The sequence below is a fragment of the Vibrio sp. JPW-9-11-11 genome (genome assembly GCF_013369335.1).
Classification (GTDB): domain Bacteria; phylum Pseudomonadota; class Gammaproteobacteria; order Enterobacterales; family Vibrionaceae; genus Vibrio.
In genome coordinates, this window is the sequence record NZ_SZQJ01000005.1 from 647,549 (window position 1) to 663,700 (window position 16,152).

Below are 16,152 nucleotides of genomic sequence, written 5' to 3' on the forward strand. Positions count from 1 at the left end.
GAACTAGGACAGTGTCATTATGGACCAGTTTTTGATGCAAATCTTTGCTGTGATTCACCAAATTCCGCTTGGCAAAGTCACAACCTACGGCCAAGTTGCAAAAATGGCGGGCTACCCGGGTTACGCGCGTCATGTCGGTAAAGCGCTAGGAAACTTACCTGAAGGTAGTAAGCTACCTTGGTATAGGGTGATTAATAGTCAAGGTAAAATATCGCTTAAAGGGCAAGATTTGGAGCGTCAACGCAACGCACTATTGAAGGAAGGGGTCGAGGTGTCATTGCAAGGGAAGATCCGCTTAAAACTGTATCAATGGCAGCCATAATGACTGCCATTGAAATAATCGCTAGTGACCAACGCCCACTAAGCGAAGATCGACACTCTCAGTCTGTGAGTCATCTGTGATCACTGGGTGTACAGTATCGGTAATAAAGCGTAACTGGCCGCCCACCTCGATTCGGGCACTCACACTGTAGCGGTGACGGGCATCGATCTTTTTCGTGTCATACGCGAGATCAAATTCAAAAGGGACTTGCGCGCCGTTGCTTTCAAAACGATGCTTGGCAATCACTTTCGCTGGCGCGTCCGCCAAAGAAATGTCTTGCAACGTCACTGTGATGACAGCGTCATCGGGTAAAGCAATACGCTCACGATAAGCAAGAGTGCCGGTAATGTGATCGATCTTAGCCTGCGGTGATTTTTGCTCAGAATTTTGGCAGCCCACCAACACCCCGCCAACAACGACGGCTAACACTAAACCCAGTACTGTTTTCATAACGCCTCACGTAACTTATTAAAATCTCGCTGATTATAGGCAGTCACTATACTAATGTCATGGACAGTGACCTTTATTTAACAAGACTCTGACCCAATCAACCATGTGATGACAATCACAGCAATCAGCTGTTTTAATTGTCACTAATATGCGTAAAATATCGGCATAAGATCAGATTAAGGGTTAAATAATGAGTAAACCACTCAATGAGTTATTAGATTTGCTGCAACTGGAAAAACTCGAAGAAGGGTTGTTTCGCGGTCAGAGCGAGAACTTAGGATTACCACAAGTCTATGGCGGACAAGTCATAGGGCAAGCCCTATCAGCGGCTCGCTATACCGTTGATGCCGATCGTACCGTACACTCATTTCACAGTTACTTTCTCTACCCTGGTGACCCTGAGAAACCCATTGTTTATGATGTAGAAAATCTACGCGATGGGCGAAGCTTCAGCACTCGCCGAGTGAAAGCGATTCAAAATGGACGCCCAATTTTCTACCTAACCGCTTCCTATCATGGCGAGGCTCCAGGTTTTGAACATCAAAACACCATGCCCAATATTCCGGGGCCAGAGAACTTCGCTTCCGAGACCGAGCTCGCCGCACAAATTGAAGCGTTTTTACCCGAAAAGCTCAAGAAAACCTTTTGTGGGGAAAAGCCGATAGAAATGCGCCCTGTCACTGTCGTTAATCCATTGCAACCCGAAAAGGTTGAAGCCAAACAGTACTTGTGGATCAAAGCGAATGGCGAAGTGCCCGACAATCAGCTTATTCATCAATACCTGCTTGGCTACGCATCAGATTGGGGCTTTTTGGTGACAGCGCTGCACCCTCATGGAGTATCGCTGATGACGCCAAAATTTCAAGTGGCGACGATTGATCATTCCATTTGGTTCCATCGTCCTTTCAAAATGGATGAGTGGTTGCTCTACGCTATCGAAAGCCCCACAGCGTCCAACACGCGTGGTTTGGTTCGTGGTGAAATATATAACCGCGCGGGGGACTTAGTCGCCAGTGCAGTACAAGAAGGTGTGATGCGTTTTACCGAATAGCGCTCTAAGACAACGCTCTGACTCAGTCAGAGCGTTGTGACTCTTGTGGGAGCAGCTTCGCCACTAGGGTTTCACACTCATGCTGACTCATCACTTCCGGCACGGGATACTCTCCAAACGCTTCCGCCAGTGCTTGCGCGGCGATGATTTCTACATCTCGTGGCTTTAACGCGTCAAGCTGGCTAGCCACTCCCATCTCACTTAACATTGCTTCAATGCGCGCGATGAACTCTTCACTACCACTAAATCCAAGCTCAACGGCAAGTTGAATCAATACGGGGTTATTGCGCTGCGCGATAAAACGCAGGACGTGTACCAATACTAATGCATTGGCGAGACCGTGAGGCGTGTGGTAGATAGCGCCGAGTTGATGGGCAATAGCGTGAACGTAACCGATATAAGTGCGGGTAAACACCAATCCCGCTTCATAGCTTGCGAGCGCCATTTGTTCACGGGCTTCGCAATCTTCCCCATGAAAAAAAGCTTTAGGTAACCAGCGAAAAATTCGCTCTATTGCACTGAGTGAAAGCGCGCGTGTGGTGCGGTTAGCATAGCCACTCAGGTAAGATTCAATGGCATGCGTCAGCGCGTCTATCCCGGTTTCGGCGGTGATTTTTTGGGGTAACCCCAGCATCAGTGTCGGGTCGATGATTGCGACCTTAGGCACTAGGAAAGGGTCGGTAATCGAGTATTTTCGCTGCGCTTTACGATCACTGACAACCGCGGCCACGGTTGCCTCGGAACCCGTTCCCGCTGTGGTTGGCAACGCAATAATCGGCAGCACGCGCCGCCGCACTTTAAGTAGTCCCGTTAATCGAGAGACATCTTTACGTGTACTCACACTGGCGGCAATCGCTTTGGCACAATCTATCGCCGATCCGCCCCCCAAAGCAATGATGCCATCACAAGCGGTGGTGTTATAAAAAGTCACGCCTTCGCGTACCAGTTCAAAACTAGGGTCTGGTGTCACTCGTTCAAACAATTGTGTGCCTATATTGGCTTGGTCGAACGAGGAAGCGACATTGTCGAGTAGCCCGAGTTCAACCAGCGCACTTTCGGTCACAATTAACGGCTTTTTGATGTTTAGCTGTTGGCAAAAGCGAGCAACATCAAGGCTTTTGTTTGCCCCGCACTCTAGGTGGGGGGTCGCGACGGGGACCATCTTGATGAATGGTTTTTTGAGTGCGACGAGTAACTGGTGCCACATTGTTTGCGTCCTGCAGTGAATAGATAATCATCGACTTATATAGAGTTAAAGTTCTAAGTTAACAAGAGCAATACCCTACAAGTGAGATGAATCACCCGCAATCGGTAAAGCCGTGGTGTATTTAAGTGGCTCCATGGCAAAAGTCGACGTCACATTCGACAGCCCTGCGACTGAATTGACTAATTTCTTATAGAAACGGTCAAAACTCGGCATATCCTTAACCAGTACCTTCATCATGTAGTCATACTCCCCCGCCATTCGGTAAAACTCCATCACCTCCGGAAATTGGGCAGCAGTCGAAACAAACTGTTGATACCATTCGTGAGAGTGGTCGCTGGTTTTGACCAATACAAACGCAGTAAATGACAGGTCGAGCTTCTCTGGGTTGAGCAACGCCACTCTTTTTTGGATAACCCCCGCTTCTTCAAGCTTCTTGAGCCGTTTCCAACAAGGGGTCGTGGTTAAGTTAACCGCTTCAGCGAGGTCGTTGAGTGACAACGTCGCATCGTTTTGTAAAAGATCGAGTATTTTTCGGTCAACTTTATCTAGTTCAGCATCCATACACGGCTATTTGTAGAAAAATTTTCTCCAAATAAAACAAATAAAAGTATAAATAGCAAAGCTTTTCTCTCGGGACATCGATAGATTATCCCTATAACGATTCCAAGGAGAAACCCTATGTGTACTAATCATAACTGGATCAACACTGCTGTACGCAAGATAGAAGCCGATTATCAACGCAGCGCCGATACACATCTGATTAAACTCGATCTACCTAGCGTGGCAGGTATCGATATCTACTTGAAAGATGAAAGTACACACCCCACTGGTTCCCTCAAACATCGCTTAGCTCGTTCACTGTTTCTCTATGCCATTTGTAACGGCTGGGTAGGACCAGACACTACCATTATCGAGTCCTCTTCTGGCAGCACCGCCGTCTCTGAGGCCTACTTCGCTCGCTTACTGGGTCTCCCTTTTATAGCCGTAATGCCTAGGTGCACCGCACGAAAGAAAATAGAACAAATTGAGTTTTATGGTGGTCAAGCCCATTTAGTGGATCGCTCTGATCAAATCTATGCTGAGTCACATCGCTTAGCGCAAGAGCTAAACGGACACTACATAGACCAGTTTACTTATGCAGAGCGTGCGACAGATTGGCGAGGTAACAACAACATCGCCAACTCGATTTTTAGTCAAATGGAGATGGAAGATCACCCTATCCCAAGTTGGATAGTGATGAGCCCTGGCACAGGAGGCACATCCGCAACCATAGGTCGCTTTATCCGCTATCAAAAGCACGACACCAAGTTGTGCGTGGTCGACCCGGAAAACTCAGTATTTCATGACTACTACCGCACAGGTAATAGACAGTTAACCGCTGAGTGTGGCAGTAAAATTGAGGGAATTGGCCGCCCGAGGGTCGAACCGAGTTTTATCCCTGGTGTGGTTGATGAAATGCGTACCATCGAAGATGCAGCGTCGGTCGCAACGGCTCATTGGCTTGAGAAAATCCTCGGGCGTAAAGTGGGAGCCTCAACAGGCACTAACTTATACGGTGTACTGCAACTGGCCGCAGAAATGAACGCGCGCGGTGAAACAGGGTCGATTGTCACACTATTGTGTGACAGCGGTGAACGCTACCTTGATACCTACTACAACAGTGAGTGGGTAAAAGAAAATATTGGTGACTTACACCCTTACCTTGCAAAACTAGAGCACTTTGAAGCGACAGGTCAGCTAGGCTAAGTGGTCCCCCTCCTAGATATAACAAAACCGCCACTGTCAAAGTGGCGGTTTTGTTATTATTTTTTGTTCTGACGGGCGGCAAACGCGGCCATTTGCTCTGGGGTCGCTTCTAGCTGATGGTGTTGTTTCCACTCATCGTAAGTCATGCCATAAACACGCTCTCGCGCATCATCAATATCGAGTGCTAAGCCTTGATTATCCGCTTCCGCTTTATACCATTTACTAAAGCAATTGCGGCAGAACCCCGCCAAAATCATTAAATCGATGTTCTGTACATCTTTGTTGTCATCGAGGTGAGCGAGTAGGCGACGAAACACCGCAGCGTCGAGCTTGTCTTGTTCAGCTTGAGATAGGTTTTTATATTTAAATTCAGCCACTTTCCTTACCTTTTGTTGTGATTATCTCTCTTCAGTGTATCAGTGTGAGCCTCGTTCTCTCAATAGTAAAACGCCCAAGCATATTGCTCGGGCGTTTAGTGATACTCAACCGTTTTGGTTAGCCTTGAATGCCGACGATCAACCACGGCGCGTTAGGTACAGTCAAGTCACGCTCAAGGTGCCAAACGTCTTCGATGTTTTCTTCGATACCTTCAACCGCATCGCGGTAACGACCGCTAAACTGCAAACTCAATTGCGCCTTGCTTGCGTCATAGTCGGCGCGTACAATTTCTGCGTCAACATACATCACATCAGTATGCTGCTCACCATCAAGTTTAGCACGCTCTGATTTGAGATCTTCAAATAGGCTTGGCGACACATACTCTTCGATCGTATCAAGTTGGTTATGGTTCCAGGCACCTTGCAGAACTCGGTAGTGCTCACGCGAACCATTGATAAACGCGACTTGGTCAAAGCCCGGTGGGTAGTTATGTGGGACGTCTGTTTGTGCGCCAAAACCAAATCCGCCACTTTGAGCGCCCGGTTGCTGCTGCTCAAAGTTGTGTACATTTGGCTGCTCAAACTTAGTCGCATTGCCACCAAAGGCAGGCTGCTGGCGGTGCTGATTCATACTGCCTTGTTTCGAACCCAGCATGCCGCGCATTAGCTTGAAGATCACAAAGGCAATCAAACCCATAATGAGAATATCCATAAACTGGATACCTTCAAAAGCGCCGCCAAAGAATGCCGCTAACAGGCCACCAGCGAGCAAGCCACCAAGCAGCCCGCCCATAAGCCCTTTTTTGCTCGATTGAGTTTTGGTTGTGGTTTGATCTTTACCCACAGTGTTGGTGTTTTGTTGCTGCTGCTTTGGTGCCGGCGCTGTTTTAAAGCTCTTACCAAATGATTTACCACCACCAAACTTCTTAGCCTCTGCAATCGGTGTGATTGCGACAGAGACCATAAGTAAAGCAACAAGGGAAAAAAGTCGTTTCATGTTCTTCCTTTCAGGTTCCTAACGGAATAAATCTTTTATTTATCGCCCCATATTAACGCTCGTGACACCAGTTTCAACCAAAAGGTTGCAGTATCATGTATCAGAATATTGCAAATAGTGACGTGTAAAGTTGACGCTCTAATCACCGCCTCATAGAATATCGAACATTGTTCATTACAGACTTTAATCATGGCTAGACGCAACGATCACACCCGTGAAGAGCTGGTAACTCTCACTCTTGATACCGTCAAACAGTTTTTGACCAGCAACTCCTATCATGAGCTTAGCTTACGCAAAATAGCCAACATGATTGGATACGTGCCGAGCACCTTGGTAAACGTGTTTGGTAGCTACAATCTGCTGCTACTTCACGCGGTGGCTCAAACACTGGATGAACTGTCATCTGAAGCCAATCAGGTGGTCAATCAGAGCCAAGACACCGAAACCGCCTTGTATGAACTCGCTTACTGCTATCATGATTTTGCTCAGCGTCACCCGTACCGCTGGCAACTGATTTTCGAGCACAATATGAATGGCGAGCCCCTCCCACAATGGCAAGCGCAGCGCATTGAGAGCATGACCAGTATGTTGGAGCAGCTTCTGCAAGTGCTGGCTCCTCATCGTAAAAGTGACGATGTGCTAAAAGCGAGCCGAGTGTTATGGTCTGGCGTACACGGAATTACGCTATTGAGTGTGGATGATAAGTTTTTTGCCTCTGAACCTATCGATGGTAAAGAGCTAATTAAAAACCTACTCTCTAACTATCTAAGCAATTGGTAAACTCTCACCAACTAAGGACAAACCATGCCACACAGCCAGGCATCTTTGATGAAGCAAAAACGTTTTCTGCCCTACTTCATCACCCAGTTCTTTGGCGCATTCAACGACAACATCTTTAAGAATGTCTTGCTGCTATTCGTGGCCTTCGCTGGCGCTGGGGTGCTGCCCGTGTCGAGTAACTTGTTTATTAACCTCGCGGCAGGCTTATTTATCTTGCCTTTTTTCCTCTTCTCAGCGTCTGCCGGAGTGCTCGCTGATAAGTACGAAAAAGCCTGGTTTATCCGCAAAGTGAAACTGGCAGAAATAGGCATTATGTGTCTTGGTGCCATCGGCTTTATTACCGAGAGCTACGCCATCTTGTTAGTGCTCCTGTTTTTAATGGGCACACAATCCGCTTTTTTCGGTCCGGTCAAATACGCCTTGCTACCACAGCAGCTAAAAGCTAACGAACTCGTTCCGGGAAATGCACTGGTCGAGACCGGTACTTTTTTGGCTATTCTACTGGGAACCCTTGGGGCTGGCGTGATTGCCTCTGTCGAGCACGCTAAGTATGTCGCTGCGGGCTCTGTGGTACTGTTTGCCCTCTTTGGCTATCTGTCGAGTCGTGCGATCCCATCAGCCCCGGCCAGTAACCCGGAATTGAAGTTTCGTTGGCAGCCAATAAAACAAACCAGAGACACTATTGCCATAGCCAAAGCGGATCCGACCATTTTTAAATCACTGATGGCGATCAGCTGGTTTTGGTTTTTAGGCGCCGCTTATTTAACTCAGTTCCCAAACTTTACCAAGCTCCATCTCAATGGCAGCGAAAGCGCGGTGTCATTTTTACTGGCGCTGTTCTCGATTGGTATTGCTCTTGGCTCACTCGCATGTGACAAGCTATCAAACCACCGTATTGAAGTGGGAATCGTCCCAATCGGAAGTATCGGCATCACCATTTTCGGTGGGTTAATGGCCACATCAGTGCCCGACTCTCTACCCGCATTGAACGATTTTGCCCAATTCATTTGCTATCAGCCGTTATGGCCCCTCTTTACTTATCTGCTACTGCTGGGTATGTCTGGTGGTATTTTTATTGTTCCGCTCTACGCCCTAATGCAACAGCGCGCACGCGTAAAAGAACGCGCCCAAGTGATTGCCGCGCTCAACATTTACAACTCACTATTTATGGTAGGTAGTGCGCTACTCGGCATTGTCTGTTTGTCGTTGTTAGGATTGTCGATTCCTCAACTGTTCTTGCTGCTTGCCGTGGGCAATTTTTTGGTGGCGGCTTATCTCTTTTTTCAAGTCCCCGTTTTTGTCGTGCGTTTTTTGGTTTGGGTGTTAACCCACACCATGTACCGTGTATCACATAAAAACCTCCACCACTTACCAGAAAAGCAAGGCGCGCTTTTAGTTTGCAACCATGTCAGTTACATGGATGCACTATTACTGAGTGCAGTTTGTCCTCGTTTGATCCGCTTTGTGATGGAGGAAGAGTATGCCAATACGCCGCCGTTACGTAAGTTTCTCAATCGAGCGGGCGTTATCCCCATTTCAGCAACCAATCGCCGTTCGATCATTCGTGCATTCAATCAAGTAGAACAGGCTCTGAATCAGGGGCACATCGTATGTATCTTCCCTGAAGGACGTTTGACCCCAGACGGCGAGATTCATCCCTTTATGCGCGGCATGGACATCATACTAAAACGTAGCCCTGTCCCTGTCATTCCTGTTGCACTAAAAGGGATGTGGGGAAGTTACTTCAGTCGTCACAAGGGCTCGGCGTGCAAAGGCTTACCTTCGCGCTTCTGGTCGAGAATCGAAATTGAAGCGGGGGAGCCCGTTCAACCTGAGTTCGCCAGCACGGATACCATGCACCATCGAGTCGCGCAACTAAGAGGCGATTGGCGCTGAGTCACTCAGACCTAAACAGGCGTTCAGTTTTTCTTAACGCCTGTTCAAAACATTCACATCTCTTTATTTCACTCGATTGGCTAAACTAGCCACTTTGTTCTCTCTTTACGCTGACTATGACTCGTTTTCTCCAAGCTTTGCCATTTTGGCTTGCGATGCTGGTGTGCCTCACCCCCATTGTTTCCTCTCCGACTGCGCTGGTTATCGGCTTCCTACTCGCATCACTTGGCTTAGTCCCTCAACACATAGAGCCGGCTAAAGTGACCAAAAAACTGCTCGCGTATTCGATAGTCGGTCTAGGATTTGGCATTCAATTTCAACAAGCTTTGGCGGTGACCAGCGACGGGATCGGGTTAATCATCACCACGATAGTAGGCACTTTAGCGATCGGCTGGTGGTTTGCGAAAGCGATTGGATTGAGGCGCGAGACCGGATACCTAATTTCATCTGGTACCGCTATTTGCGGTGGAAGTGCGATTGCCGCGATTGCCCCAGCGATCAATGCCAAAGACGATCAGATTGGCCTCGCGCTCGCTACCGTGTTTGTACTTAACTCGATAGCCCTGTTCGTGTTTCCAGTGATAGGTCATGCGCTCGACCTAGACCAAGTAACGTTCGGTACTTGGGCCGCAATCGCCATACACGACACCTCATCTGTTGTCGGTGCAGCGTCGGCTTATGGCGAACAAGCACTGACCACGGCAACCACACTTAAACTAGCCCGAGCGCTGTGGATTGTTCCCGTCGCCCTGTTCAGTAGTTTTCTATTTCGTAGCGACAGTAAAGCCATCACTCTGCCCTATTTCATCTTATTTTACTGTTTGGCGATAGGTATTAGTGATGGGTTGCCGCAGTTTGAATGGCTTTATCAAGCGATTTTTGACATCGCTAAACGGGCGTTAGTGGTGTGCTTATTTTTGGTGGGATGTGGTATTTCAGTCACTAAGCTTAAGGCCGCTGGCCCTAAGCCACTAATGTTTGGCATTACACTTTGGCTGTTGATCTCCACCACCTCACTTGCATGGCTGACTTTGACCTAATCCTGCTTTGCGCCAGAGAGCCGTTTTGTTCTCACTCTAGGCTTAAGGTTGTACACCAAAACCAGAGTAGAAACAAACGCGCCTAACTCGGCCAATGAACGCAATAACCCATGGCTTTGAGTCGCGATAATGATCTGGACTAAGATAATACCGACCAGTGCGAACCTGAGCATCTATATACCCTAACTATGAAAAAACATGGTTTATTATGAATTAGAGTTATATCTTTGCTAAATTCAGATTTGCACTATCAAATTCCTAAATTAACTAAGTCAGCTTAGTGGGTTCGCCAAGATAAAAGCCTTGTAGGTAATCCACCCCAAGTTCAGTGGCAATGTCACACACCGCCTGATTATGGACAAACTCCGCTACCGTCTTAGCACCAAATACATTGCACAAACGGACCAACTGAGAAGCGACTTTACGCTGTTTAGCGTCGACATCGATATAGCGTATTAAACTGCCGTCTAACTTGATGATATCAGGTTCAATTTTGATGATTTCATCGAGGTTCGAGTATCCAGAGCCGAAATCATCGACAATGATCGTCACCCCCATTTGACGAAAATGATTACACACCTCACTCATGCGCTCAAAGTCATGAATCTGCTCAGACTCAACGATTTCAATCCCGACTCGAGTAGGGTCTTGTAGGCCGAGAATGCTCTCTTCAAGTAGCTCCAAAGTGGTGTCATTGACGATATCTTGGTGAGATAAGTTGAGAGAGAACTTCTCGCTTCGTGGTTGCATCAGTTCAAAGCTACGCTTGATCATCAGTTGACTCATTTTGTTGTATAAGCGCGTTCCTTGAACCAGAGGTAAGAAGTACCCCGGTGACAACACCTGCGAACCATGAGTTAAACGCGCAAGGCACTCATAGTTGCTCAGAGTGCGGGTCGTTGCATCAAAAATGGGTTGTACATACGGCTCAATATTTCGCTGTGCAATAGCATGGTTCGTAATCGACAGCTTCTCTAATCGTTCACGGCGTTGAGTCTCTTGCTGGATCAGATCATCGGCATCAACAAATGATTGGTTCGTCTTGTTCGCGTGACGACGCGCTTCGATTGACTTAAACAACAACGCATCTGCAGAGCACATCAAAAACGATTTTTTCTGCGCAATACCCGCACTGATCGAAACCGCAAGGTGTGTGCTGTCTAAAAACGATAGATCTTTAAAATCCATCGACTCGACTTGCTCCAGCAATACTTCAAAGCGGCGACGCACCTCTTGCATGGGCAATGGGTTGGTAAAAACAGTCGCCCACTCACCGACACCTATGCTGTATAACTTGGCCCCCTCAGGCAGGTTCTCTTTCACCAACTGAGCAAAAAATGAGGTCAGCATCACCAATAGGTTGTCCCCTACTGAATAGCCGTACTTTTCATTGATATCGGTCAGATTATTGATTTTGACATTCAGCAAGCAGTCTTCTAATGCCATCTGTGCAATGTTTTCTAACAGCACAGCGCGATTGGGCAGCCCAGTGCGACGATCAGTTCGGTAACTGGACACTAAGGCATTGGCTTGGCTCTCTATCTTATCTTGCATCACCTGATTGTAATTCTCGAGGTCGGCAAACGAGTTACGGATCATCGAAAACAGAGGAGAAATCGTGGAGGATTCGTCGACCTTGGGCAATGCGATATCTTGAGTCGCCTCACCTTCACGCATCGCAATCAGTGTCATGCTGTGATGCAAGATCATCTGCTGTAGTTGATCTTTATACAGCTCTCCCATGCAGTAGAAGCCATAACACCCGGCCACAGATTGCAAAGGCTCTAACTCTGCATTACCTTCAATAAAATCAAGCCGTGAAGTGCAGTTATACACCCAAATAGCCTCTGGTTGCTGGTGGGCAAGATGGAAGGCGCCCTGTTTGACTTGCTGGATGGTTAACTCTGGATGGTCATAACAAAAACGGACCTTATCGCCTTTCTGTAGTGGCTTATCAAACTCTATACTCAAATCATCGAGCATGCTAATCGGAGTTGAAAGCGCTTGGTCTTGCGGATCCCCTTTCATCAGCGGAAAGCCAATTAACATCTCAGGAGGAAATTGTTCCCCATCGGCTAAATAGCGGCGATAAACCTGACCGATGGCTTGATGATTGAGTTCAAACACCCTGTTTCCGCGCACCTTAGTCACAACAAATGTTTGTCCGATTGGGTTCCATTCATTGTATGCCTTATGCCATACGTGAAGGTGCTCCGAGTGCAAAGCCACAGCGACGAGCGCACTGTGATAAAACTCACCATTGAGCATCGCCCAGCGGCCGTTGTCGGTCGTCACGGTGACGCCGCCCGCGACAGGAATGGTGTCGTGGCAAAAAGCAGCAAATAGATCGTCATCTGTTGCGGTGAGTCGATCCCCAAAACAAATGACTGCTTTGGTGTGGCGCGTAATCTCTAATTGTTGGTGCAATCGCTGCTTAGCTTGACGTTCAGTCGAAGAAAAACACGCCACCGCCGTGGAAAAATGAACGGTATCAAACTGACTAACCACGGCAACCGTCTGTTGTGAAATAATAGTTCCGCTGTCAATTTTGTGCTTGGCGCTACTGCCGATCACCACCGAATTCGGCCATTTTTGCACGATCAAGCGATAATACTCTTTCACCTGTTGCTCAGTCTGATCCGAAAATAGTTGAATGAGCAAATTATCGTGGCGCGCGTGATCGTCTTCGAGCAGGCGGTTCAATTCCTGCTGATTTGAAAAGGTGATCGAGGTGCTATCCATACTACAAAAATCCTGACTAACGACACGCGATGATTATCTCGCTGAATGACTGACGATTGCAAAATCAGTCAAGCAAGCTGTGATTTCAACCCATAACTATGCGGTAAAACCACATTTTTGATCACGGTCTGTTCTTAACGACGGAGAGTTGACTCGCCAACCACTGCTGCAGCGCATAACGCGACACCTTGATACCTGCCGATTGCAACTCATTTGGCATCGGATAATAGCGGACAGGCCACTTAAAACGGCTCAACCTAGGAGTGAGGAACTCATCTAAGGAGTTGAGATTTAAAGTATTAGCGTGTTGAATAATCGCCACAGGGCGTTGACCAAATTCACTATCATCAACCGGAACCACGACCGCAAGTTCAATCAGAGGATGCTGGTTGAGCACTCGCTCTATCTCTTCGCAGTGAATATTCTCACCACCAGAAATAAACTGATTGTCGGCTCGGCCAATAATCACCAACTCATCGCCCTGCCATTGACCGAGGTCTTTACTATCGAACCAGCCATCTTGAGTTATGGGCTTAAGCTCGCCGCGTACGTAATATCCCGCCGCAAGCGTATCGCCACCGATGAAGATCCGTCCATCTTCCACCTTTAGTTGTCGATTAGCCAAGATACGCCCAGCTGTTGCCCTGTCATCAACTCGCTTTGCCGTCACCGTTGACGCCGCTTCCGTCATGCCATACCCAAGCCAAGCATCAATACCTTGACTGGCAGCACGTAGGCTTAACTGCGGGTCTATATGACTGCCCCCCAATAAGACTTGCTTGAGCGCCAACGGCTCACCACTGCCCAATAGCCTGTGCAGTTGGGTCGCCACAAGCGACGCATGCGTGACCCCTTTCACGTCTTGCTGCAGCTCACCGCTACCTAACTTGATCCACGCCCCGCTGAATAACCAACGATAAACAATGGCCAATCCCGAAACGTGGTACAAGGGTAAACTCACCAGCCAACCATCTCCTCGCTGAAAGGGGAAAACCGCCAATAACCCTTGCGCCGAGGCGATATGTTGCTGTGACGTGTGAGCTACCGCTTTGGGGTTACCGGTTGAGCCAGAAGTAAACACGACTGTGGCCAACGCGTTGGGTTGATATTGGTTGGATGGATACGAGGAAGGAGACTGAGTATAGAAGTTAAGGGTGGATTTGCTCGCTTGACCCGTATTGGCGGCGTACCAAACATGGCGCGTATCGCAATCTGGGTAGAGCGTGGTGAGCTTTTGTTCCAGCTCCCTCTGCGATTGAGGCATTACTAAAGCATTAATGGCGCCGAGCTCTAAACAGGCAAGTAAGATAAACAGTTGCTCAGGACAGTTTTTACCTATGCTGGTCACAACGCTGCCTGCGCCAACCCCTTGCGCGCGCAATCCGGCCGCCACTCTGTTTACCTGTTCAGCCAGCTCAGACCAAGTATAGCTGGCTTCTGGCGTTCTCAATGCTAACGAACAAGGGCTCTTTTGAGCCCAATATTGCAGTGGTGAAACGGGGCTTTCAGTCATGACTGCCAGATAAGCGATTGTTGGCTAAGCGCCACTAAAGGTAAATCACAGCCTGGCCATGGCACTTCTAGTTGCTGAGTAAACAAGCCAATGGTGTCGAGCCCAGGTACCTCTTGCGGCAATTGCCAAGCAGATAGACGAGCAAGTTGAGTTAAGCCCAAGCTCGACTCGATACTCGAACTGATCACGGCTTTAATGCCCAAAGCCTTGGCGGTCGCAATCAACTCGACGCAACGCTCAACCGAACCAATTAAGGTCGGTTTGATGATGATCGCTTTGGCGCCATTAAAGTCTTGCAGCTTGAAGCCGTCCCGGCGCACCGCGTGTTGCAAGGTCTCATCCCAAGCAATAGCAATCCCCGTATTGATGGCAAATGAGAAACTGTCACCGGGTGACTGGCAAGGCTCTTCAATAAAATCGATACGTTGGCGTAGCGATGGAGCGACCTTGTTGGCAAATTGCTGCGCTTTCTCGGATGTCCAAGCTCGGTTGGCATCTAAACGTAAGGTTAAATCTGGAATCGACTCCAAGAACAAGCTAACCAACATCCCATCGCGAATCGGCTCGTACAGGCCGACTTTGATTTTGGCGACTTTGCTGCCGGACATCGCGTCTAGCTTGGGAATAAGCTCATCTGGGTCTCCAGAGCAAAGCGGCGCGGCTTGAAAACAGCCTGGCTGTGGCAAGATGGCGTCTAACTCAAGCTGCGCCATTGATAAGCCAAATCCAACAGACGGATACAGCGGCTCTAGATCAAGCTCAACGCCGCGAGACCATAGTGCCAACTGCTCTACAAGTTGACTGTAGGCCTCATCAAGCGTTTCTAGACTAAATCCCGGCAGCGGGGCAACTTCTCCGCGTCCTACTCGTCCATCCTCACTGAGTTCGATAATAAAACCTTCTCGTACTGTTAATCGCTGTTCGCGTAGAATCACCCCACTGTCCATCGGCAACTCATAGCGATAGAGTTTGGCTGATCTCATAACTGAATCCTTTAGTAATAATTTTATTATTTGCGTCATCATCTAAATGTAGCAGCACTGTAGACAATGATTTACCCGTTTTTGCAGTCGATGTTTGGGCGTGTTTATAGAGCCTAATACGTCATACGCAAAGGCTCATTAAACCAACCAGCGACCCGAGATTAAGGGTTACGAGGAAACTTATTGAAGTCTGGACGGCGTTTTTCATTGAACGCGTTACGACCCTCCTGACCTTCGTCAGTCATGTAGAACATCATGGTCGCGTTGCCTGCGAGTTCTTGAAGCCCGGCTTGGCCATCACAGTCTGCGTTTAGTGCCGCTTTCAGACAACGCAGCGCCATTGGGCTGTGTTGAAGCGTCTCGCGGCACCAACGAACCGTCTCTTTTTCAAGGTCTTCAACCGGCACGACAGTGTTAACCAACCCCATATCGAGCGCTTCTTGTGCGTCATAAAAACGACATAAGAACCAGATTTCGCGCGCTTTCTTTTGGCCGACAATACGCGCCATGTAAGAAGCGCCCCAACCGCCGTCAAAAGAGCCCACTTTGGGCCCCGTTTGGCCAAATTGCGCATTCTCGGCTGCAATCGTTAGATCGCACATCATATGCAGCACATGACCGCCCCCAACCGCCCAGCCAGCGACTGCAGCGATAACGGGTTTAGGGCAGGTACGAATTTGACGTTGGAAATCGAGTACGTTGAGATGGTGAGTACCAGACTCATCGCGATAACCGCCGTAATCGCCACGAATTTTCTGATCGCCACCCGAGCAGAAAGCTTTCTCGCCAAGGCCAGTTAAGATGATCACGCCTACGCCTTCGTCGTAACGAGCATCCGCTAGAGCCTGAATCATCTCTTTTACCGTTTGAGGACGAAACGCGTTGTGAACTTGCGGGCGTGCGATGGTGATTTTGGCGATCCCATCAGCGGATTTATGGTACTGAATATCTTGGTATTCACCGCTGCAGTCATTCCAGTTTACTGGAGCGTAGAGTTCTTGTTCTGAGATACCAACTGTTTTTGCCATGGTGATTCCTGTTCTATTAC

At 48.3% G+C, this 16,152-nt stretch carries 16 protein-coding genes; 6 read left to right on the forward strand and 10 right to left on the reverse strand.

The window, feature by feature from the left end; genetic code table 11:
* Window positions 1-19: 19 nt before the first annotated feature.
* Window positions 20-322, forward strand: coding sequence for a DNA base-flipping protein (locus FCU94_RS08625; protein WP_176288129.1), 303 nt, complete (start codon window positions 20-22; stop codon window positions 320-322).
* Between the two features lie 21 nt (window positions 323-343).
* Here the strand turns inward: FCU94_RS08625 and FCU94_RS08630 are convergent, their stop codons facing one another.
* Entirely contained in the window at window positions 344-772 is a 429-nt protein-coding gene (locus FCU94_RS08630) for a YbaY family lipoprotein (RefSeq protein WP_176288130.1), read from the reverse strand.
* A gap of 190 nt (window positions 773-962) precedes the next feature.
* Between FCU94_RS08630 and tesB the strand changes: the two genes are divergently transcribed.
* Window positions 963-1,823 (forward strand): acyl-CoA thioesterase II, encoded by an 861-nt coding sequence (gene tesB / locus FCU94_RS08635; protein WP_176288131.1) that lies wholly within the window; start codon window positions 963-965, stop codon window positions 1,821-1,823.
* A gap of 22 nt (window positions 1,824-1,845) precedes the next feature.
* Here the strand turns inward: tesB and FCU94_RS08640 are convergent, their stop codons facing one another.
* Window positions 1,846-3,030, reverse strand: coding sequence for an iron-containing alcohol dehydrogenase (locus FCU94_RS08640; RefSeq protein ID WP_176288132.1), 1,185 nt, complete (start codon window positions 3,028-3,030; stop codon window positions 1,846-1,848).
* 75 nt (window positions 3,031-3,105) lie between these two features.
* Window positions 3,106-3,591 carry an Lrp/AsnC family transcriptional regulator gene (locus FCU94_RS08645; RefSeq protein ID WP_176288133.1) on the reverse strand — a complete coding sequence of 162 codons (486 nt, stop codon included), beginning with the start codon at window positions 3,589-3,591 and terminating at the stop codon, window positions 3,106-3,108.
* A 117-nt stretch (window positions 3,592-3,708) separates the two neighbouring features.
* On the opposite strand from FCU94_RS08645, the gene FCU94_RS08650 reads away from it, so the two are divergent.
* The gene (locus tag FCU94_RS08650; protein ID WP_176288134.1) at window positions 3,709-4,776 is read left to right on the forward strand and encodes a PLP-dependent cysteine synthase family protein; all 1,068 of its coding nucleotides are present in this window, start codon (window positions 3,709-3,711) and stop codon (window positions 4,774-4,776) included.
* A gap of 56 nt (window positions 4,777-4,832) precedes the next feature.
* Here FCU94_RS08650 and FCU94_RS08655 read toward each other — a convergent pair whose 3' ends face one another.
* Window positions 4,833-5,153 (reverse strand): DUF1244 domain-containing protein, encoded by a 321-nt coding sequence (locus tag FCU94_RS08655; RefSeq protein WP_176288135.1) that lies wholly within the window; start codon window positions 5,151-5,153, stop codon window positions 4,833-4,835.
* A 118-nt stretch (window positions 5,154-5,271) separates the two neighbouring features.
* Window positions 5,272-6,150: a Tim44 domain-containing protein gene (locus FCU94_RS08660; protein WP_176288136.1), complete on the reverse strand. Its 879-nt coding sequence runs from the start codon at window positions 6,148-6,150 to the stop codon at window positions 5,272-5,274.
* A 189-nt stretch (window positions 6,151-6,339) separates the two neighbouring features.
* Between FCU94_RS08660 and FCU94_RS08665 the strand changes: the two genes are divergently transcribed.
* From FCU94_RS08665 to FCU94_RS08675, 3 genes are all read left to right on the forward strand, one after another.
* Entirely contained in the window at window positions 6,340-6,930 is a 591-nt protein-coding gene (locus FCU94_RS08665; protein ID WP_176288137.1) for a TetR/AcrR family transcriptional regulator, read from the forward strand.
* 24 nt (window positions 6,931-6,954) lie between these two features.
* Window positions 6,955-8,826 (forward strand): MFS transporter, encoded by a 1,872-nt coding sequence (locus tag FCU94_RS08670; protein WP_176288138.1) that lies wholly within the window; start codon window positions 6,955-6,957, stop codon window positions 8,824-8,826.
* Window positions 8,827-8,942: 116 nt separating this feature from the next.
* A complete protein-coding gene (locus tag FCU94_RS08675) occupies window positions 8,943-9,866 on the forward strand; it encodes a YeiH family protein (protein WP_176288139.1) in 924 nt (307 codons plus the stop codon).
* Here the strand turns inward: FCU94_RS08675 and FCU94_RS08680 are convergent.
* The 5 genes from FCU94_RS08680 to menB form a co-directional block, all read right to left on the reverse strand.
* Window positions 9,863-10,039, reverse strand: a complete 177-nt coding sequence (locus tag FCU94_RS08680; RefSeq protein ID WP_176288140.1) for a hypothetical protein — start codon at window positions 10,037-10,039, stop codon at window positions 9,863-9,865. The two genes, FCU94_RS08675 and FCU94_RS08680, sit on opposite strands and share 4 nt — an antisense overlap.
* A gap of 94 nt (window positions 10,040-10,133) precedes the next feature.
* Window positions 10,134-12,608, reverse strand: a complete 2,475-nt coding sequence (locus FCU94_RS08685) for a bifunctional diguanylate cyclase/phosphodiesterase (protein WP_176288141.1) — start codon at window positions 12,606-12,608, stop codon at window positions 10,134-10,136.
* A 121-nt stretch (window positions 12,609-12,729) separates the two neighbouring features.
* The gene (gene menE, locus FCU94_RS08690) at window positions 12,730-14,121 is read right to left on the reverse strand and encodes an o-succinylbenzoate--CoA ligase (RefSeq protein WP_176288142.1); all 1,392 of its coding nucleotides are present in this window, start codon (window positions 14,119-14,121) and stop codon (window positions 12,730-12,732) included.
* Window positions 14,118-15,104 carry an o-succinylbenzoate synthase gene (gene menC, locus FCU94_RS08695; protein WP_176288143.1) on the reverse strand — a complete coding sequence of 329 codons (987 nt, stop codon included), beginning with the start codon at window positions 15,102-15,104 and terminating at the stop codon, window positions 14,118-14,120. Before menC ends, menE begins: the two co-directional genes overlap by 4 nt.
* Window positions 15,105-15,265: 161 nt before the next feature.
* Complete coding sequence (gene menB, locus FCU94_RS08700; RefSeq protein ID WP_176288144.1) at window positions 15,266-16,132, reverse strand: 1,4-dihydroxy-2-naphthoyl-CoA synthase; 867 nt, start codon at window positions 16,130-16,132, stop codon at window positions 15,266-15,268.
* Between the last annotated feature and the right edge of the window lie 20 nt (window positions 16,133-16,152).

Excerpts from the sequence above, each read along its gene's own strand:
- tesB (WP_176288131.1), top strand. The coding sequence starts at position 963 with ATGAGTAAACCACTCAATGAGTTATTAGATTTGCTGCAACTGGAAAAA.
- FCU94_RS08660 (WP_176288136.1), bottom strand. The coding sequence starts at position 6,150 with ATGAAACGACTTTTTTCCCTTGTTGCTTTACTTATGGTCTCTGTCGCA.
- FCU94_RS08650 (WP_176288134.1), top strand. The coding sequence starts at position 3,709 with ATGTGTACTAATCATAACTGGATCAACACTGCTGTACGCAAGATAGAA.
- FCU94_RS08685 (WP_176288141.1), bottom strand. The coding sequence starts at position 12,608 with ATGGATAGCACCTCGATCACCTTTTCAAATCAGCAGGAATTGAACCGC.
- menB (WP_176288144.1), bottom strand. The coding sequence starts at position 16,132 with ATGGCAAAAACAGTTGGTATCTCAGAACAAGAACTCTACGCTCCAGTA.
- FCU94_RS08675 (WP_176288139.1), top strand. The coding sequence starts at position 8,943 with ATGACTCGTTTTCTCCAAGCTTTGCCATTTTGGCTTGCGATGCTGGTG.
- FCU94_RS08680 (WP_176288140.1), bottom strand. The coding sequence starts at position 10,039 with ATGCTCAGGTTCGCACTGGTCGGTATTATCTTAGTCCAGATCATTATC.
- menC (WP_176288143.1), bottom strand. The coding sequence starts at position 15,104 with ATGAGATCAGCCAAACTCTATCGCTATGAGTTGCCGATGGACAGTGGG.
- FCU94_RS08640 (WP_176288132.1), bottom strand. The coding sequence starts at position 3,030 with ATGTGGCACCAGTTACTCGTCGCACTCAAAAAACCATTCATCAAGATG.
- FCU94_RS08665 (WP_176288137.1), top strand. The coding sequence starts at position 6,340 with ATGGCTAGACGCAACGATCACACCCGTGAAGAGCTGGTAACTCTCACT.
- FCU94_RS08625 (WP_176288129.1), top strand. The coding sequence starts at position 20 with ATGGACCAGTTTTTGATGCAAATCTTTGCTGTGATTCACCAAATTCCG.
- FCU94_RS08670 (WP_176288138.1), top strand. The coding sequence starts at position 6,955 with ATGCCACACAGCCAGGCATCTTTGATGAAGCAAAAACGTTTTCTGCCC.
- menE (WP_176288142.1), bottom strand. The coding sequence starts at position 14,121 with ATGACTGAAAGCCCCGTTTCACCACTGCAATATTGGGCTCAAAAGAGC.
- FCU94_RS08645 (WP_176288133.1), bottom strand. The coding sequence starts at position 3,591 with ATGGATGCTGAACTAGATAAAGTTGACCGAAAAATACTCGATCTTTTA.
- FCU94_RS08630 (WP_176288130.1), bottom strand. The coding sequence starts at position 772 with ATGAAAACAGTACTGGGTTTAGTGTTAGCCGTCGTTGTTGGCGGGGTG.